Source organism: Methylobacter sp. (genome assembly GCF_036845245.1).
In the GTDB taxonomy this organism is placed as follows: domain Bacteria; phylum Pseudomonadota; class Gammaproteobacteria; order Methylococcales; family Methylomonadaceae; genus Methylobacter_A.
In genome coordinates this window covers 38,651-57,647 of record NZ_DAIUEH010000040.1, presented here as the reverse complement: position 1 = coordinate 57,647, position 18,997 = coordinate 38,651, and the positions used below count along the sequence as shown (strand labels likewise).

18 protein-coding genes, 1 other RNA gene and 1 pseudogene are annotated in these 18,997 nt (G+C 48.3%); 11 read left to right on the top strand and 9 right to left on the bottom strand.

Annotation, left to right across the window (positions count from 1 at the left end):
* Nucleotides 1-80 precede the first annotated feature (80 nt).
* The 7 genes from V7051_RS17020 to V7051_RS16990 all read right to left on the bottom strand — a co-directional run bounded on the left by V7051_RS17020 (nt 81) and on the right by V7051_RS16990 (nt 5,470).
* Nucleotides 81-419, bottom strand: a complete 339-nt coding sequence (locus tag V7051_RS17020) for a histidine triad nucleotide-binding protein (protein WP_333876846.1) — start codon at nt 417-419, stop codon at nt 81-83.
* Nucleotides 420-462: 43 nt separating this feature from the next.
* The gene (gene recR, locus V7051_RS17015) at nt 463-1,059 is read right to left on the bottom strand and encodes a recombination mediator RecR (protein WP_333876847.1); all 597 of its coding nucleotides are present in this window, start codon (nt 1,057-1,059) and stop codon (nt 463-465) included.
* A 1-nt stretch (nt 1,060) separates the two neighbouring features.
* Nucleotides 1,061-1,384 carry a YbaB/EbfC family nucleoid-associated protein gene (locus V7051_RS17010; RefSeq protein ID WP_305274120.1) on the bottom strand — a complete coding sequence of 108 codons (324 nt, stop codon included), beginning with the start codon at nt 1,382-1,384 and terminating at the stop codon, nt 1,061-1,063.
* Between the two features lie 19 nt (nt 1,385-1,403).
* Nucleotides 1,404-3,017 (bottom strand): DNA polymerase III subunit gamma/tau, encoded by a 1,614-nt coding sequence (gene dnaX, locus V7051_RS17005; RefSeq protein ID WP_333876850.1) that lies wholly within the window; start codon nt 3,015-3,017, stop codon nt 1,404-1,406.
* A 35-nt stretch (nt 3,018-3,052) separates the two neighbouring features.
* Nucleotides 3,053-3,149, bottom strand: an RNA gene (gene ffs / locus V7051_RS17000) — signal recognition particle sRNA small type.
* A gap of 126 nt (nt 3,150-3,275) precedes the next feature.
* Entirely contained in the window at nt 3,276-4,376 is a 1,101-nt protein-coding gene (locus tag V7051_RS16995; RefSeq protein ID WP_333876851.1) for a GNAT family N-acetyltransferase/peptidase C39 family protein, read from the bottom strand.
* Complete coding sequence (locus V7051_RS16990; RefSeq protein WP_333876853.1) at nt 4,373-5,470, bottom strand: DUF2817 domain-containing protein; 1,098 nt, start codon at nt 5,468-5,470, stop codon at nt 4,373-4,375. The genes V7051_RS16995 and V7051_RS16990 overlap by 4 nt, the downstream gene beginning before the upstream one ends.
* A 142-nt stretch (nt 5,471-5,612) precedes the next feature.
* On the opposite strand from V7051_RS16990, the gene V7051_RS16985 reads away from it, so the two are divergent.
* The 11 genes and pseudogenes from V7051_RS16985 (at nt 5,613) to V7051_RS16935 (ending at nt 15,779) form a co-directional block, all read left to right on the top strand.
* The gene (locus V7051_RS16985; protein WP_333876854.1) at nt 5,613-7,088 is read left to right on the top strand and encodes a RimK family protein; all 1,476 of its coding nucleotides are present in this window, start codon (nt 5,613-5,615) and stop codon (nt 7,086-7,088) included.
* Nucleotides 7,089-7,195: 107 nt separating this feature from the next.
* Nucleotides 7,196-7,564: a hypothetical protein gene (locus tag V7051_RS16980; RefSeq protein ID WP_333876855.1), complete on the top strand. Its 369-nt coding sequence runs from the start codon at nt 7,196-7,198 to the stop codon at nt 7,562-7,564.
* 334 nt (nt 7,565-7,898) lie between these two features.
* Entirely contained in the window at nt 7,899-8,123 is a 225-nt protein-coding gene (locus V7051_RS16975; protein WP_333876856.1) for a hypothetical protein, read from the top strand.
* 434 nt (nt 8,124-8,557) lie between these two features.
* Nucleotides 8,558-8,662: pseudogene (locus tag V7051_RS16970) on the top strand (DUF4160 domain-containing protein); the annotation flags it as partial.
* Nucleotides 8,634-8,825, top strand: a complete 192-nt coding sequence (locus tag V7051_RS16965) for a DUF4160 domain-containing protein (protein ID WP_334168760.1) — start codon at nt 8,634-8,636, stop codon at nt 8,823-8,825. The pseudogene V7051_RS16970 and the gene V7051_RS16965, both read left to right, overlap by 29 nt.
* 7 nt (nt 8,826-8,832) lie before the next feature.
* On the top strand, nt 8,833-9,087 hold the full coding sequence (locus V7051_RS16960; RefSeq protein WP_333876857.1) for a DUF2442 domain-containing protein: 255 nt from the start codon (nt 8,833-8,835) through the stop codon (nt 9,085-9,087).
* 287 nt (nt 9,088-9,374) lie between these two features.
* Nucleotides 9,375-9,659 carry a type II toxin-antitoxin system PemK/MazF family toxin gene (locus V7051_RS16955; RefSeq protein WP_334168761.1) on the top strand — a complete coding sequence of 95 codons (285 nt, stop codon included), beginning with the start codon at nt 9,375-9,377 and terminating at the stop codon, nt 9,657-9,659.
* Nucleotides 9,660-10,213: 554 nt separating this feature from the next.
* Entirely contained in the window at nt 10,214-11,044 is an 831-nt protein-coding gene (locus V7051_RS16950) for a type II restriction endonuclease (protein WP_333876858.1), read from the top strand.
* Nucleotides 11,041-11,958 carry a DNA adenine methylase gene (locus V7051_RS16945; RefSeq protein ID WP_333876859.1) on the top strand — a complete coding sequence of 306 codons (918 nt, stop codon included), beginning with the start codon at nt 11,041-11,043 and terminating at the stop codon, nt 11,956-11,958. The genes V7051_RS16950 and V7051_RS16945 overlap by 4 nt, the downstream gene beginning before the upstream one ends.
* A gap of 76 nt (nt 11,959-12,034) precedes the next feature.
* Nucleotides 12,035-15,133 (top strand): efflux RND transporter permease subunit, encoded by a 3,099-nt coding sequence (locus tag V7051_RS16940; RefSeq protein ID WP_333876861.1) that lies wholly within the window; start codon nt 12,035-12,037, stop codon nt 15,131-15,133.
* A complete protein-coding gene (locus V7051_RS16935; RefSeq protein WP_333876862.1) occupies nt 15,096-15,779 on the top strand; it encodes an alpha/beta hydrolase in 684 nt (227 codons plus the stop codon). Before V7051_RS16940 ends, V7051_RS16935 begins: the two co-directional genes overlap by 38 nt.
* A gap of 1 nt (nt 15,780) precedes the next feature.
* On the opposite strand, the gene V7051_RS16930 is transcribed toward V7051_RS16935, so the two are convergent.
* Complete coding sequence (locus V7051_RS16930; RefSeq protein ID WP_333876864.1) at nt 15,781-16,254, bottom strand: hypothetical protein; 474 nt, start codon at nt 16,252-16,254, stop codon at nt 15,781-15,783.
* Nucleotides 16,255-16,625: 371 nt separating this feature from the next.
* Nucleotides 16,626-18,977, bottom strand: coding sequence for a methyl-accepting chemotaxis protein (locus V7051_RS16925; RefSeq protein ID WP_333876866.1), 2,352 nt, complete (start codon nt 18,975-18,977; stop codon nt 16,626-16,628).
* Nucleotides 18,978-18,997 lie beyond the last annotated feature (20 nt).

Below are 18,997 nucleotides of genomic sequence, written 5' to 3'. Positions count from 1 at the left end.
TCGTTCAACAACTGAGAAAACCATCGCTTGAAATGGTTCTTGCGTAAGTCCTAAAAGTTAAACCCAAGCGATTCGCTCCCTTAACCCGGAGGCCAAGTCATTTGCCGGCCGCCCAGCAGATGCAGATGCAAGTGGTAAACATCCTGTCCGCCTTTCCTGTTGCAGTTAAAGACGGTTCTGTAACCTGCTTCAGCTATGCCTTCCTGTTCAGCCAGCTTGGTTGCGGTTTGCAATATTTTGCCTGCCAGCAAAGTATCGTCAAGGTCATTCAAGGTTGCAATGTGGCGCTTGGGGATGATCAGGATATGTACCGGAGCTTGGGGACGAATGTCCCTGAAAGCCAGTACATTTTCATCTTCAAAAACCACGTCCGGCTTGATTTCACCGGAAACCATTTTGCAAAATAAACAATCAGTCATCGTTTCACCTTTTTTCGGTTAGTGGGAAATCGTTCGATCGCCTTTATATTTCTACTCGGCCGTTAAACGCATGCGATAAGGTGCTGCTGTCGGTAAACTCCAGCTCACCGCCCATCGGTACGCCATGGGCAATTCTGGTCGCCGCCACTTGGTGTTTCCTGGCCAGCTCGCCGATAAAATAGGCTGTTGCTTCGCCTTCAACCGTGGAGTTGGTCGCCAGAATCAGTTCCTTGATATGGCCTGTCGCCAGCTGTTGTTCAAGTTGATCCAGGCCCAGTTCATCGGGTCCTATGCCGTCCAATGGAGATAGGCGGCCATGCAATATAAAATAGCGTCCTTTGAACCCTGTTGCCTGATCGATAATCCAGGCATCGGCGGGACTTTCCACAATGCAGGTGATGGCGTCGTCTCTTGAGCCGTCGGTGCAGATTTCGCATAGCTCGCCTTCGGTCAAGGTGCGGCATTGCCTGCAATAGCCTATTTCCTCAATGGCCCGTAGCAGCGTTTGGGCCAGCATTTTGGCGCCGTTGCGGTCGCGCTGGAGCAGATGAAACGCCATGCGCTGAGCGGATTTAGGGCCGACGCCGGGCAGACAGCATAAATTTTGTATCAATTGCCCTAATAAGCCTCTTTTATGCATATTAAAAAGGCAGTTGGAATCCGGGAGGCAACGGAAGTCCTGCGGTGACATCCGCCATTTTTTCTTTTTTCATTTTTGCGACCTTATTGACCGCGTCATTGATAGCCGCGGCAACCAAGTCTTCCAGCATGTCTTTATCGTCGCCGAGCAGGGATGGGTCGATGGTTACTTTTCTGGCTTCGCGTTTGCCGGTCATCAGGATGGTCACCAGACCGCCGCCGGACTCGCCCATAACCTGCATGGAATTTAGCTCTTCCTGTGCTTTTTTTAAGTCTTCCTGCATTTTCTGGGCTTGCTGCATGATGTTGCCGAGTGCGTTTTTCATTTGTTTTTCTCCTGTCTCGTTAAATCGGTTCTATAGTACCGGGCATAACCCGGGCTCCCAAGTGTTCTTTTAAAGCCTGGACGTTTTCGTCTGAATTAACCGCGTCAACCGCTGCTTGCTGTTTGTCTTCTCGTGCCTTGGTCAATTGCACAGCGGGTGTGGCTATTGTTGTTTTTTCGGTGGTGATGACCAGTTTTAAAGGCGATTTACGGTAAGCCTGCAACGCCTTTTGTAAATTTTCTTCGGTGCGGCTGCTGCGCAGTTGTTTATGTCCAGGATCTAAGATCAAGGTACAAACGGTATCATCAATATTTTCCAATACGCAATTATGGGCCAACTCTCTGGTTAAGCCGTTAATCTTCATTGCTGCAACCATTTCCGCCCAAGTGCTGTGGTGTTGTGGCTCGACGGCTTGCGGAATATTATTTTCAGCGATAGGGCCGGGTTGTTTCGTTTCCGGTGGCGGGCTGTAGGCAGGCTGTGCTTGAGTGGGAACGGTTTTATTAGCAGGCTGACGGACCAGGGCGGGTTTGGCAGGCGTCGATTCTATGCCGGTCGGTCTGAAAGTCAGCATGCGTAACATGACCATTTCAAAACCGCTACGTGGATCGGGCGCCAAATCCAGGTCGCGTTGTCCTACCAAGCCTATCTGGTAATAAAGCTGGACATCTTCCGGCGTCAGTTTGGCTGCCAATGCCGCAATCATGTCCACATCAAAATCATGATCGATTGCGGTCGGTATTTGTTGCAGTAAGGCGATGCGATGCAGGACTTGCAAAATTTGTTGCAGCACATCGCTAAAGTCCGGCGTTAAATTGGCTAATTCATTTATTTTATCCAGTATCGCCGCCGCATCGCCGTCGGCCAAGGACGTTAAAATATCCTCAATAGGTTGTTGCGCTACGGTGCCCAGCATCGCGTTGACTTCTTCGGTGCCGACCTTGCCGTTGCCGTAAACAATGGCCTGATCGAGTAGGCTTAAGCCGTCCCGCATACTGCCGTCGGCAGCACGCGATAACAACTTTAACGCGGCCGGCTCGGCTTCAATGCGTTCCTGCTGAAGGATAAATTCCATCTGGGAAAAAATCTGGCCGGGCAGTAAACGTTTGAGATTAAACTGCAAGCAACGGGACAGCACGGTGACAGGGATTTTGTGGGGGTCGGTGGTAGCCAGCAGGAATTTTACATGCGGCGGCGGCTCTTCCAGTGTTTTTAGAAGGGCATTGAAACTATGGCCGGACAGCATATGCACTTCGTCAATCAGGTAGACTTTATAACGACCGTGATTAGGCGCGTATTGTGCGTTGTCGAGCAGGTCGCGGGTATCTTCAACCTTGGTGCGGGATGCCGCATCGACTTCGATTAAGTCCAGGAAGCGTCCTTCATCCAGATCGCGGCACACGCTGCATTCGCCGCAAGGATTGAAATCCTGGAGATTTTCGCAATTGATGGCTTTGGCTAAAATACGGGCAATGGTGGTTTTGCCGACGCCGCGCGTTCCGGTAAATAAATAGGCGTGATGAAGCCGGTCATGTTGCAAAGCGTTCATTAACGATTTGACGACATGCTCTTGTCCGACGACTTCTGTGAAATTATGGGGACGCCATTTTCTGGCGAGAACCTGATAATTCATGGCAGGCTCAAAGGTAAGTAAGAGTTGGGTGGCGATCATGCCAGCCACATCCCGGCACACGAATCTGCTGCTACCGTTGCTCCCTTCCGGGCCTGGCGGGGTTTACAGCGTATCGTTGCGGGAGGACCGACACGATCACCATTAAACATTAGCCGTACTGGCTAAAGGACGGTTATTATCGTTGAAGCGGTTTAATAACACAAGCCGAAAATGGCATATATTTTGAAATAAACTAAAGCGACGCGATGATATGACCAATTACCCCGGCCAAATGATCACCGCCGTCCTGAGCCGGCTCTTGCCGAAACTGGACATACGGTCGAAATCCTCGCAGGCGATAGGAATAAATTGGCAGTCAAGTTCGTTTTGGCGTATTTCTTCGGGGTCAGGATCGTGCATATATAGGCAGTCATCGTCGAAGCCGCTCATGACCACCCAGTGCGGCGCTTTTTTTCTATCCATTTGAAACGTGCTGATCAGGATTAACGGTATCGCCCCGGCCTTGAAAGCACCGATCAGGTCGCTCTGGCTGATATTGGCGTAATGTATTTTAATGTCTTGCTGTTGTGCCTCTTGCTTAAAACAGTTATCGACTAATTCGATGACCCGTTTTTTTTCATCACTGCGCACACTATCGATAAATAGCGGCCCAGTCTGGTTGACCCAAACCTCAACTGTAAATTGCCGCCGCTTTGCCGCCAGCGCCAAACCGATCGGGTGACAGCCGCCAGGCCCGGACGTCATAAAAATAGTGGTCGCTTCACGCCACAGGCTGAGTTCTTCCTCCTGCGACGGTTGATAAGACCTGTTTAAACCATGCATGGCCATCATCAGCGATGCCGGCCCACAGGTAAACGGCGTGGTTTGCCTTAGCCAGTGCACCGAACGGTGTTGGAAATTGCCGTGATAACGGCGGATGCGTTTTTGGTAACGCAATGCGTCTTTGTGGTCTTGATAATAATCGCGGTAGATGCCGAATTTTTTGTAGCCCAGCCATTCATAAAGTTTGATCGCCGAAGTATTATCGACGCTGACTTCAAGCCGTAGATACAGCCTGCCGGCATCGCTGGCGGCCTGTTCGCCGGCCGACATCAGCAATTTGGCGATGCCTTCGCCTCTATGCTGAGGTGCAACGGCCAGCGAATAGACTCTGGCCAGCCGGGTGCCGGGGTGGTAAATAATCAGGTTATAACCGACGATTGTTCCTTCCATATCGGCAACCAGTAGAGCGCGATGTTCTGTGGTTATCCAGTGCTTGAAGCTGCGTCGGCTTAATTGATCGGTGTCGAAACAGCTTTCCTCAAGCGTGACCAATTGATTAAGATCGGTTAACAACACAGGGCGAATTACAACACTCAAGAGGATACCCCCTGCAAGCCTTGCGCAATCACCTGTCTGGCGCGGAACAATACCATTTCCTGCCATGCCTGATCACTTGGACAAAAATGACGGCGCATGATTTTGCTGTGTTCCAGGCGGTCTTGCTCGTTACCGGATTGCGCCCATAACTGATGGTCGCGCAGTAGTATTTCAAATAATTGATCGGTGCTAAACGTGCCGAATTCGAGGGTGACGTAACAACTGCGTTTATTCATGATCGCATGCCAGGCATAATCCAGAAGCCCCGTTTTCGGCACCGAGCTGGACGTACCCAGCAGCGGCAATGCAACCGAATCGCCATACCAATGATGGGCTGTACGCGTTCCCCCACTGTCCGGCTGATGGTCGCAAATAATTTCGCCGTAGCCGTAAGAGCCCAGTCCGGTATGTAGGTCGATGACCGCCAAATCACGCTGTTGCAGGGTATATCGGCGCATCAGGTCTTCGCAGACCAGTCTGCCGTGCGCGGGCGCTTTGCCGCCATAAAACGGCCCGGGCGGATCGCTGTATTGTCCGGCGCTGACGGCTTTTTCCAGGGCTACGCGGCCATGTTGTTGTTCAAATCCGGCAAGAGCGATTTTTCGTTGTGCGGCATCTTCCAGGTAGAACGTATCTTTGAGCAGGTCATAGCCTTTGTTTTCAGGCAAGGGCCTGGAAAAATCGATAGCATTACGGTTAAGATCAATGCCGTCGGCATCGCAACGCCGTTGCCAGGTATAACCCCACGGCGTCAGCGCGTGTATCATTAACACCGCGGTATTGTCCGGAATGACGACATGCCCCCCGGTAATCAAGCCTATCTGATCGATTTGTATCGCGCTACCGGCAAAGCCTTCAATACCGTGCGTTCCACCGATTAGAACCAGTACTCTTGAAGCATCTTCCGAACCGATCCAGACCGTGTCGGTCGTCAGTTCTTCGCCTTCGGGCCCGCTGCCGGCACACCGATAAGATCGGCATTGCTTATGGCAGGACAATTTTATTGTCTGTTCCAGCCATCGCTGCCGGGCAACGGCATAACTGCCGGGAAAAACAGCGGTATCGAAAGCGGCAATAGGAAGATGATAAGACATAACAGTTACCTAAAAGTTTCTTTCATTAGCATAGCCCCTGTTAAGTTAAATTAGGAAATATTTTTCAATCCGTATAAAAACTCCTTGTGCAATCAACCGGCCGGTTACAGAATTAAGCCTTACCTAACTTACAGGAGTTTTTATGGCGCGTACTCTTCTGGTTGTTGACGATCTCTCCGACTGGAATCCTTATTACCCCAGTGATCAAGTCATCACTTTTGAAACTTATCTTGCGACCGAGCAGGATGAATCTCAGCAACGTGTCCGCATCATCAATCTTTGCAGCAGCTATCGTTATCTTTCCGACGGCTATTATTGCTCGTTGCTGGCCGAAGCCAGAGGCCATCACGTTATTCCTTCAGTTAAAGTGCTGAACGATCTGGGTAAGAAAGCGCTCTACCGCTTGCAGCTCGATGATTTGTCGCAAACGCTGGAGCGCGCATTTAAAACCGCCGACAAGGACAGGGAAGTCACCTTGATGAGTTATTTCGGCACCACGCACGATCCTGCTTTTCATGAACTGGCCAGATTATTGTTCGAGCGCTTTTCCTGTCCGATTCTGGAAGTGACCTTGCACTACTACCCGCAGCAATGGGAGATCATCGGCTTAAAGGCTATATCGCATCGGCATCTGGATGATGCCCAGCAAACCGTTTTTGCCGATGCACTGGATAAATTCAGCACCAAAGTCTGGCGCAAAGGCCGCGCCCGTAAAGCGGCCCGATTCGATCTTGCGATACTGGTTAATCCCGAAGAGCAGTTACCGCCAAGCAACCGTGGCGCATTGAAAAAATTCATCAAAATCGGCAGGCAATTGGGTATTGAAATAGAGCTGATCACCCAGCAGCATTATGTGCGTTTGCCCGAGTTTGACGGTTTGTTTATCCGCGAAACCACCAATATAGATCACCACACCTACCGTTTCGCCAAAAAAGCCGAAGCCGAGGGGCTGGTGGTTATCGACGATCCGACGTCGATGCTGCGTTGCACTAATAAAGTTTACCTCGCCGACTTGTTCCGTACCCATAAGGTACCTACGCCCAAGACCTGGCTGCTGCATAAAGGCAATACCGCGCATTTGGACAGAGTGGAAGCGGAAGCCGGATTTCCGGTGGTAGTAAAAATCCCGGACGGTTCTTTTTCTCGCGGCATCGTTAAAGTCAATGACCGGAAAGAGCTGGAACTTAAAGTGGAAGAGCTGTTCCAAAAATCCGCGTTGCTGCTGGCGCAGGAATTTCTCTATACCGACTTTGACTGGCGCATCGGGATTTTCAATAACAAAGCTTTATATGCATGCCGTTATTACATGGTTAAAAACCACTGGCAGATTTACCGTCACGGCGGCAGCCGAATCGATACCGGCAGTTTCGCCACCTTGCCGACTTTTGAAGTACCCAAAGCCGTACTCGACGCCGCTTTAAAAGCGACCCAGCCGATAGGTAACGGTTTATATGGCGTCGATGTTAAAGAAAAAGACGGCAAAGGTTATGTCATCGAAGTCAATGACAATCCCAATATCGATAGCGGTGTCGAAGATAAATATCTGGGCGATGAACTGTATCGATTGATTATGACCGAATTACTGCGGCGCATGGAAAATCGCAGTAAAGGCGTATGATTGCTTCTTATGCCATTATCCTCCTGCGAGCTATTTTCTTTCTAAAACTTTAATCAGAGGCAGCCATGTTCAAAGCCAATTTATTTACATTCTTGCTTATAGCAGCAATGACTTTTCAAAACGTTTATGCGGATGACGATATAAATTCTGCGTTGCTGAAAACGCAAGACTGCCTTAGAAACCAAAATTGCGATGCCGCGAAGACCGAGACAGGAAGGGCGGCTGAGCAGAAGGCTTTAGAGGCAGTGGGTGGAAACGCCGGTAACATGCAAGAGCTATATAACATCTCTGCCGATATCATGCCTATCCTGCTGCAACAAACGGGCGGAGATCCGGCAAAAATGCAAGCCCTGATGCTGAAAGCTCAGACTGATCCAGAGAGTTTCTTGAATTCATTATCGCCGGAAGTGCAAGCCAAGATTAAAAACGCCTCGGATGCAGTAGAAAAGAATAAGGCGGCCGGGCAAAAGCCGTAATTTTAAATCTTATAAACATCAATTTGATAAATTTAGGTGTGCAAGCTTCGCCTCGGCAATTGCTCCTGCATTGCTATCTCCTGCATCTTGCAGTCGTAAAGCGCCTACTTTTGATGCTGGCAAGGCAGGCGAAGCCTGCACTTCAAAGCATCTCTTTCATGCCAGTTGGATTAGGCGGAGCCCTCAAGCTTCGTTTTGTTGAAAATCTTGTTAAATAGAGGCTAATCATGCGGCGCAATGCGCTACAAGACGTTAAACTATGGCAATAATTTTTTGTAATCCGCTAAGCCGGATTGCGCCTTACCACCCTATTGAATCATCCTGTATTTAAGTGATGGCGGCCATACCAGATGGCTTTGATTTAAAAATGAAGAAAATTAAGAAAACTAAGAAAGTTAAGAACATCAATCAAACGGACTTGTTTGAACTGTTAGAACAGCTGGAACAATTGAAGGAGGTCGAATCGGAATTAAATATGACTTCTTCGCTTGGACTGTTGGAATTAAACACGATTGTAGAAAAACAAGTTGATTGGGTCGATTCGGAGCTATTAACTTAACCAGATCCGTAACCTTTAGATTGGGAACCCGGCAGCGAAGCTCTAGGTAACCGCTTCTGCATCCATGCAGTCGCAGTTTCGCGAAACGGGAAGCTGGAGCTTCCGTAGCTTAATTTCAAGCTAGAACTTTTTTTATCGTTCCCACGCTCCGGAGACTGTGAAAGTATTTTTGAAAATATGACGCATACTATTTTAGTGACTTCTAAGTCATTGTTTTATTCATGTGGGAGGGGCTTTAGCCCCGACTTTCGGGGCTAAAGCCCCTCCCACATGAATACTTTCACAGTCTCTCCGGCGTGGGAACGCCGTGATGAACGCTCCAGCGTCCCATTGACTGGTTGAGAGTTTTATCGTTATTGGTGTCCCGCAACGCTGGAGCGTGGGAACTATTAAAAATTCATGAAGATCAATTAAATTTCGAGGAGAGAAACATCATGCCGATTATCTCTATGTTTTATGGCATCATAATCCGTTTGTACTTGATGGATAACAAGCAGCATAACCTGCCGCATGTCCATGCCAAATATGCCGAGTTCGAGGCATCCATCGACATCGTTGACGGTGAAATTCTTTCAGGTGAATTGGCCGCGCAAGCAATTGCGTCTTGTGCAGGCTTGGATAGAGCTGCACCGCGACGAACTGATGGCCGATTGGGAACTGGCTGTCAGTGGCGAGAATCCGTACAAAATCGCTCCACTGTGAGGCCGCTATGTATTGGGATGTAAAAACTGTGAAGCCGTTGCCGGATTTTTGCATCTATGTCGAGATCGAAGATGGACGCAAGGGAGTATTTGACTTGAAGCCGTACCTCGATCACGGCGTTTTTCGTGAGCTTCGGAACGTGCATTATTTCAATCAGGTCGGCATTCTATTTGGGGCAGTAACTTGGCCCAACGAGCAGGACATCGCTCCTGAAACGCTACTTGCTGAAATGGTTCCGATGGAATCAGTCGCGTCTCATTAGGGCGGTAGTTCTGACGAAGGAAGCGCATCAATCATGAATTAACCAGGAGTCTACTATATATGCAAACCAGCAGCCAATTAATACACCATAACCAGACTACCCTTCCTGAACCCGTTTTGGAAGCCCTGAATCTGCGCGAAGGCGATGAGATTGTTTTTGAAATCGATTAGGCCGGTGTCCACCTGCGCAAAGCCCAGCCTATTGATGCTGCCTTTACAAAAGCGTTGCAAGATACTTTGAGCGAATGGGATTCTGCTGCGGACAACGAAGCGTATGCAGATCTTTGAATCATTTTCAGTTGTGATAGTGCCTTTCCCGTTCACGGATCAGGATACGACAAAAAGACGGCCTGCTATTATGCTTCCAATACCTTATTTAACGCTTCAGTGGGGCATTCAGTTTTGGCGATGGTTACCAGTGCCAAAAATTCCAATTGGTTACACGATGTGAATATCTCCGATTTGAAGAGCACCGGACTTTCTTCAGCTTCCATTGTTCGAATGAAATTATTTACCTTGGATAATCGCTTGATCATCAGGAAAGCCGGTATTCTAGCTGACTCCGATCAGTAAGCAGTTATAAACGCTTTCAATCAGTTGTTTAACCGTTTTTGAAACTATGTTCCAGGTTAGCGAAAAATAAATAGTTAGCTAGGCCTTAAGTTGGACTTCGTGTCTACGTAGTTGAAAGGTACGCACAGCGTACCCTACGAGGCTTGATTAAACAGGTTGCAGATTGGCCTTATTCAACTTTCCATCGATATGTTGATCAGGGGCTTTATTCGTTGGATTGGGCAACGTCCTCAAGTATTCGTTTTGTTGATGGCGAGCGTGGGTGAGTATTTTGCGAGATAGATGCTAATCATGCGGCGCAATACGCTACGCTATTGCGCCCTACGGATTCTACAGATACCCTCTTACCAACTGATTATTTATTTTTCCTGACCTTGGTTACGCCATTTTTGATAAAACGCAATAAAGCACACTGTAGGGCGTCAATAGCGTAGCGTATTGCGCCGCATGAAGTGCAGATAGCGCCTTACCGTGTTGTATAAGCCATCACGCCGATTCCTATCAGGTGAACGAACCTGTAGAATGGGTAATCAAAAAATTAAACCACTATTTATATGACCGAAAAAGAAGAATTTGCAAAAAAACTTGAAGAATTTGTCACCGAATTTAAAGAGCATATTAGTAGTGATGACGGTCAATGGACAATAAAAGGCTTCATCGATATTTTTAAAAACGTATACACAATTTCTTCTGATACGAAAATTGTATCGAAAATTCTTGAAATTCATCTATTCCCTAAAATTTTGCAGTTTGCACAAACTAATGGATACAAGGTAGTTCTTGCTGATCACCAGAATTATTACCCCGACATATCATTTGTCAAAGCCAGCGATGAATCCATCAGATTCGCTGTTGATTTTAAGACAACCTATCGGAACCCAAAAAAGTCACATTTATGCAATGGATTTACACTGGGCTCACACGGCAAATATTTTGAACATCGCACCAGTACCAAAAATATCCAGTTTCCCTACAGTACGTATTCAGGCCATTTCTGTCTTGGCATCATCTACGATAGGGTAGATGGCGCAACCATTGATGAAACAAGAGCGTACAATATCGATGAACTGCATTCAATTGCTTCGGTAGTAAGAAACTTCCACTTTTTCGTTGCAGAAAAATGGAAAATCGCCAGCGACAAAGGCGGTAGCGGTAACACAGCCAACATAGGAAGTATCAATAATATCGCCGATATAATCAGTGGTCAGGGTATGTTTTCAAAGCTTGGCGAACACTGGTTTGATGAGTATTGGATAAACTACAGAAAAATAACGATCCTAGACGGAAAAGGTGAAGCAAAAATAATCTCTACGCTACGAGATTTCGTAGAGTACAAAAACGGTGATCTATCTTTGGTTATAAATAAGAGGAATGGCGAAGAATGATCGCAAAAACCGGTGTGCCACCGATCAAGTCGCAAGGCATAAAAACCAAGCTTGTACCTTGGATAAAAAGTATTGTCCCTAGCGATTTTACTGGTGTGTGGATTGAGCCTTTTATGGGAACTGGTGCAGTAGCTTTTAATGTCGCGCCTCAGCGTGCAATTTTATGTGACGCCAATCCTCATTTAATTAATTTTTATTCCGGTATAGCTTCCGGGGAAATAACGCCAGAAGTGGTTAAGGAATACCTAATACGCGAAGGCGAACTCCTCTTATCAAAAGGTGAAGATCATTATTACTTTATAAGGGATAGGTTTAATTCCGAGCATTCTCCACTAGATTTTCTATTCGTTAATCGCGCCGGATTTAATGGCATGATCCGCTTCAATCGAAAAGGAGGATTCAACATCCCTTTCTGTAAAAAGCCGCAACGCTTCGCGCAAGCCTATATAACGAAAATCACTAATCAAGTGGATTGGGCTTGTAAAATAATTAAGACAAAAGAATTCGTATTCAAACATCAAGATTTTAACAAAACCATTTCTGAAGCATCACCATCAGACATTATCTATTGCGATCCACCTTATATTGGTAGGCATGTTGACTACTATAATGGCTGGGATGATTCTCACGAAAGAGAACTATTCGATAGGCTTTCTGATTTTGAAGGAAAGTTTATTTTATCAACATGGCATCATAATGATTACCGGGAAAACGAATACATCAAAACCATATGGTCAAAGCATTCCGTTCTCACCCGTGAGCATTTCTATCATGTTGGAGGTAAGGAAACAAACAGGAATCCTGTTATTGAAGCTTTAGTGACAAATTTCAATGCTATTTCTATTGAACGAAAAAAAGAAAGCCCAATTCAATACTCGCTGTTTGAAACGCAAGCGAAATATGGCGCGGCATAATAAATCATTTCGGCAAACACGCTAAAGTTCACTGTCGAGTTGAGCTTTTATTACTGTTCGTAATTAAACCCAGTCCATGCTAGCTACCCTAGTCCGCTTCTCCATCCGTTTTTACGGCATTGTTATCGCGCTTGCGATATTAATCCTACTCTACGGCAGTTACCGTTTCGCCACGGCGGGTCTGGATATTTTTCCCGAATTCTCGCCCAAGCAGGTCATCATTCAAACCGAATCGCCGGGCCTTTCTTCGGAGCAGGTTGAGGTGCTGGTCACCCAGCAAATCGAAACCTCGATCAGCGGTTTGATCGGCATGAAGTCGGTGCGTTCGGAATCGATTCAGGGCCTGTCGATTATTATTGCGACTTTTGTCGAAAATAGCGATGTGTACCGCAACCGCCAGCTGATCAGCGAGCGCTTGAGCACGCTATCGGGACTGCTGCCAATGGGCATTACGCCGGTTGCGATACCGTTGTCGTCATCTTCGGCGACGGTTTTAACGATCGGTTTAAGCAAGGATGGCCAGCCGGATTTAATGGCTCTGCGCAGTTTGGTCGACTGGACGATAGTGCCGCGCTTGAAGGCCGTTCCGGGAGTCGCCGACGTGAACGTGTTCGGTGGCGATATTCAGCAGCTGCAAATCCAGGTCGATCCGCTGCAATTGCATCGCTTTAACCTGACGCTGGAAGACATTATCCTGGCTGCGTCACAGGCCGGGCATATTCAGGGCGGCGGTTTTATCGAAAACGACAACCAGCGTTTTACCTTGCAGGTCACCGGGCAACCCGCCACGCCGGAACAATTCGGAAAAATTATCGTCAAGCGGGATCAGGGCCGCAACGTGACTTTGGGCGAAGTTACTACGATTAAATATGCACCGGAGCCGCCGATCGGTGCGGCGCAAATTCTGGGTAAGCCCGGCATTGTGATGATGGTGATCGGCCAGTACGGAGCTAATACCTTGTCGGTGTCCCGGCAGGTCGAGCAGACGCTGCAAGAGTTCGAGCCGATTTTCAGCAAGCAGGCTATTAATTTTTACTCGCACCTGTTCCGCCCTGCCGATTATATCGAACGCTCGATGAGCAATTTGTCCGGGCATTTGCTGATCGGCGGTTTGTTCGTGCTGATCATCCTGTACTTGTTTTTGTTTAATTTCCGCACTGCATTTATTTCCGCGCTGGCGATTCCTGTGTCGTTGGTCGGTGCGGTCATTGCGCTGCTGGAATTCGGGGTCAATCTCAACATCATGGTGCTGGGCGGCTTGGCTATCGTATTGGGCGAGGTGGTTGACGATGCGATTATAGATACCGAAAACATTTTCCGGCGCTTGCGCGAGAACCGTCTGTTAGCCCGGCCGCTGCCGGTAGCCGATGTGGTTTATAGTGCATCGCTGGAAGTGCGAAGTTCCGTGGTTTACGCCAGCTTCATCGTCGCGCTGGTTTTTGTGCCGTTATTAACCTTAAGCGGCGCTGCCGGGCGCTTGTTTGCGCCATTGGGATATTCCTACATTCTGGCGATTTTAATGTCTTTGCTGGTCGCGCTGACTTTAACGCCGGCGCTGTGCTATGCGTTGCTTGGCAATGCCGACTTCGCCAATGACGATCCGCCGCTGATCAAGCGCATCAAGCCGCATTACAAGGACTTGCTAAGCACGGTTTCCAGGCATTTCAAGCCGGTCATTATCGGCAGCGTTATCGTTTGCTTGGCAGGCTTGTCGGCTTTTTTCAGTCTCGACAGCAAGTTCCTGCCCGAATTGCGCGAAGGCCATTACATTGTGCATACCACCAGCATTCCCGGCACTTCGTTACAGGAATCGATCAGAATCGGCAGCAAGCTGACCGAGCAATTTATGACGATTCCCGGTATACAATCGGTATCGCAATGGGCGGGCAGGGCAGAACGGGGCGCCGATACTTACGGTAGCCATTACAGCGAGTATGAAGTGAGGCTTGAGCCGATGTCGGGCGCGGAGCAGCAGCAGATAAAGGATCGACTGCGGGCGGTTCTGGTCGGTTTTCCGGGCATTTTGTTTGAGGCCAATACTTTTTTAACGGAGCGGGTCGATGAAACCATTTCAGGCTACACCTCGCCGGTGGTGGTTAATATTTACGGCAACGACCTGAATCAGCTCGATGCGAAAGCGCAGGCGGTGGCCGAGATCATGCGCGACATAGACGGCGCTACCGATGTGCAGTTGCGCTCGCCGCCCGGTACGCCGCTGCTGCAAATTGTGTTGAATCTCGACCAGCTCAGCTTTTGGGGCGTGTTGCCTGCGCAGATTGTCGACACTTTGCAGGCCGCTTACGAAACCCGGGTGGTCGGCAAAAACATTCAGGGCAATAAAATCTATAACGTTGCGGTGACCTTGACGCCGGAACTAAGACAACAACCTGAATCGATAGCCAAGCTGCCGATCAGGACCCAGGACGGGACAATGATTACGCTGGAGCAGGTCGTGGAAATCAGGCATTCGGCCAGCCGTTACAATATTCTTCATCAAGGTTCGCAGCGGCGGCAAACCGTGACCGGTAATGTGATCGACCGGGATTTGGATGAATTTATGGCCGAACTTAAAAGTAGAGTATTAAAAGAGGTTCCGTTTTCTGCGGATGTTTATCCCGAATTTACCGGTGCGGCGGTTGAACAGGCGCAGGCGCGCAAGGAATTGATTTTGCATTCTCTGCTGGCCGGAGCCGGAGTACTGATTTTTGTGTATATCGCGATCGGCAGTACGAGGCATATGTTATTGACGCTCGCCAACCTGCCTTTTGCGCTGATCGGCGGGGTTGCCGCCGTGGTGTTGACCGGGGCTACGCTGTCGGTCGGTTCGGTCGTAGGCTTTGTGACACTGTTCGGCATTACCGTGCGCAACAGCATCATGCTGTTGTCGCATTATCGTTATCTGGTCGAAGTCGAAGGCAAGAGCTGGGACTTGGACACCGCCGTACTGGGCGCGCAGGAACGCTTGCCGTCGATCTTAATGACAGCGCTGGTTACCGCGCTGGCAATGTTCCCGATTGCGTTCAACAGCGATAATCCGGGACGTGAAATCATGGGGCCAATGGCGGCGATTATTATCGGCGGCCTGGCCTCTTCAACATTGCTGAACTTATTATTGCTGCCCGCCCTTTTGTTGCGCTATGGAAAATTTAACAGCCAAGCTGAAACCGATAGATAAAGATTCCGAGGCGATTATTCTGCTGCACGGTCTGACCAGAACCGGCCGCAGCATGAATAAAGCCGCCAAGCTGCTGACGGCTTACGGCTATCAACTCGTCAATGTCGATTATCCTTCGCGGAGCGCGGACATCGGCATTTTGGCGCAAAAATATATTACCCAGGCATTGAAGCAGTGCGACGGGAACAGTATTAAAAAAATCCATTTCCTGACGCATTCGATGGGCGGCATTTTGCTGCGGCATTTTCTGGCTAATCAAACTATCGAGAAGTTGGGGCGAGTGGTGATGCTGGCTCCACCCAATCAAGGCAGCGAAGTGGTCGATAAACTGGGAAACTGGAAGCTGTTTTATTTTCTAAACGGCCCGGCCGGATTACAGCTGGGTACCGCTGATAACAGTGTGCCGAATCAGCTTGGGCCGGTGAGTTTTCAGCTTGGGATAATTGCCGGGAATAAAACCGTTAATCTTTTGTTATCAAGGTTAATCCCCAGCGCCAATGACGGTAAGGTGTCGGTAAGCCGGGCGCAAGTGGAAGGTATGAAAGATTTTATTGTTATGCCGTATTCGCATTCTTTCATAATGCAGCGGGAAGCTGTTATAAAACAGGCGTTACATTTTATTCAGCAGGGAACTTTTGCCGGATGAGTCAGTCATGTTTTCCATCCCGGCTATTCGACATTAATTCGGCTTGAAGATGCTCACACATTTGTAGTGCCGAATCGCGTTCATGTTCGATTTGTTTAAGCTCGTCCTTAGCTTTTAAAACTTCGAATTCAAGTTTGATGGAACGCTTGAACCACTCATCGCCTGATAATTTAAGCGCCTTGTTTTTCCGGACTAAATCAAAAATTCGTTTGTTCGAACGGTCTAAATGTGCGGCTACGGCTTGTAGCTGGTTTTGAACGATGTAAAGCGATTCAACGCATTTTTTTACGCCTTCGCTCATTATTTGTTGGGCTTTGCAGCTTTGGTTCAATTCATGCGTTTTTTGTGATAACTCATCTTCAAGCCGTTCGATCTTTTCCATCGCGGCATCATATTTTTCGCTAATCCCAACGGCTCTTATATCCGTATCGACCAGAGCATTAGTATTACTATATTTTTTAGTGAAATTGAACATAGTTAGACATTTTTCATGAAGACGAAATACGTTAATCTAAAAAATCGGTTGTGTTGTACAGACGGCTTTAGGATAGAGAGTTCAACCTATTGAATCAATAAGTGCTGTTACCTATCAGGTTGAATTCGTTATTGGACTGAAAGTATCGCATAATCAATGGATTAGGCGTTTTTTAGTTCCGAATGATCTTTGGATGTCAATAAATACGGGCTAATGCAGAGCAGTTTTTCGATAAACGTGGGGTGATCAGGAGGCAGCGAGCCGCCATAGCGGTGCCGAGCCTGCCTGAGCCTGTTGAAGAGCGAATCGTTTGAGGGATTAATGTGCTTCATGGCATGAAGCACATCTTTTAAGTTGGGCAATATGTCTAATTAAAACTCTTCCCATTCGTCACTGGAAGACGGCGGAATCGGCTTAGGATGGATGGTCGCCACTTTTTTAGTTGCCGCTTGCCGTGTTTCTTTTTGCGGCGGCGCTGCATAAAAAGACGTGGCTTGGGACATGCCGCCCTGCGTATTGCGGGAATAACTGTCCACTTTAAATTGCGCTACCGTGACCGACAGGTTTTGCGCCTGTTCTTCCAGCGATTCCGCGGCAGCGGCGGCTTGTTCCACCAATGCGGCATTCTGCTGGGTTACGTCGTCCATCTGGTTGATGGCTTGGTTGACTTGCTCGATACCGGCTGTTTGCTCCGTTGAGGCGGAGCTGATTTCAGACATCATGACGGTAACGCCGCGAATGGAGTTGACGATTTCCTCCATGGTTTGCCCGGCTTGTGTGACCAGTTTACTGCCGCCGGCGACTTTAATGACCGAATCGTCAATCAGCTGTTTGATTTCACCGGCAGCCGTAGCGGCGCGTTGCGCGAGGTTTCGCACTTCCACGGCCACCACCGCAAAACCACGGCCTTGATCACCGGCGCGCGCCGCTTCAACGGCGGCATTAAGGGCAAGGATGTTGGTTTGGAACGCAATGTCGTCGATGACCGAAATAATGTCGCCGATCTTGCGCGAGGAATCGTTAATATCATCCATCGTCCGAACCACCTGATCGACCACTTCGACGCCTTTACCGGCTATATTGGATGCATCAACGGCAAGTTGATTGGCCTGTTTGGCGTTTGCGGCATTATGCTGCACGGTGGAGGTCAGCTCTTCCATACTGGCTGCAGTTTGTTCGAGGCTGGCGGCCTGCTCTTCGGTGCGATGCGACAAGTCATTGTTGCCGGAGGCAATTTCTTTCGATCCGGTATTAATGTTGTCAGTGGCTTCTTTAATTTGAAATACGATGTCCTTGAGTTTTTCCACCGTGATATTGGCGTCATCCTTGAGTTGCCCGAAACTACCGGCATAGTCATTGGTAATGGTTTGGGTCAGGTCGTTGCGGGACAGCGCGCCCAGAACGCGCACCACATCATTGATGCCGTTCTCGGTAGTTTCCAGAAGCTCATTAAGCACTTCGCCCAGCTGTTTAAAAAAGCCTTCTTTATCCTGTGTTTTGATACGCCGGGTAAAGTCGCCCATGACGGCATCGTATACAATGGTAGCCACTTCCTGCTCTACTGCGACTTCAACAGTGCGATCCAGCCATTCGGCCACAAAACCAATGCGCTCACCGCTTTCGCTGATAACCGGATCGGCAACGATGACCAAATTGTGACCGCCGATAATCAACTCAGAACGAAACGAGTCGGTTAATTTTCCGAGCATATCGCGTTGATGAGCCGGGTTTTTATGAAAAATATCAATATTGGCTCCCATCAATTTATCGGCGTTAAAATCCGGCAACTGTTCACGAATGCCGGTTTCCGCCTTTTTGAACATGCGTTGCACAGCGTGGTTCATATAGATAATATTAAAATTGGAATCGGCAACCATGACTCCCGAATGAACATTATCCAGCGCGCGGTTAACTCGCAAGGCATTCGTCGTCAGTTGCCTGGATTCGGCTAATTGCGAATTTAACATCACTTGTGCGACGTAAATGCCACGCAATAAATCGCCCAGTTGATCGTTCCTGCTTAAATCAAACTTATTTTTAAATTGCCCGCCCGCTATGGAATAAAGCGCATAAATACTGGTTTCCAGCGTAGCAACGACATCACGCGCCAGATTGATAATAATGCCGACAGCCGTTATGGTCAGTACAGATGTCGTCGCTAGCAGCAAATAGTCTTGAGCTAAAAACAACCGGTACATTAAAAAACCGGTCAGCGCCAACAGCATCGTTAATACCAACGCTATTTTTTTCGAGATAGCTATTTCGTTGACTGTTTTGACGGCGGCGGCAATCCCTGTAGGCCTTAGCTTTGCCGTATTGTCATTCAGCTTTTTGTATAATTCTTCCGCTTTGGCTATCTGCTCCCGGCTGGGCGCATAACGGGCAGACAAATATTCTTGCAGGACTCCATTTTTATAGATCGGCACCACATTGGCTTCGACCCAGTAATAGCCGCCGGATTTAGTCCGGTTTTTTACCGGAGCGGTCCAGGGCCTGCCTTGATTTATCGTCATCCATAAATCATCGAAAGCCGCTTCCGGCATATCGGGATGACGAACGATGTTATGGTTGGAACCGATTAATTCTTCCCTTGTAAAGCCGCTGATGGCGACAAACGCATCATTAGCGTAGGTAATACAGCCTTTTAAATCAGTCCGGCTAACCAATATCTCGCCTTTTTTCATCAAGACTTCTTTATCTGTTACCGGCATATTGATTTTCATAAACTGTCTCCTGTTATTAT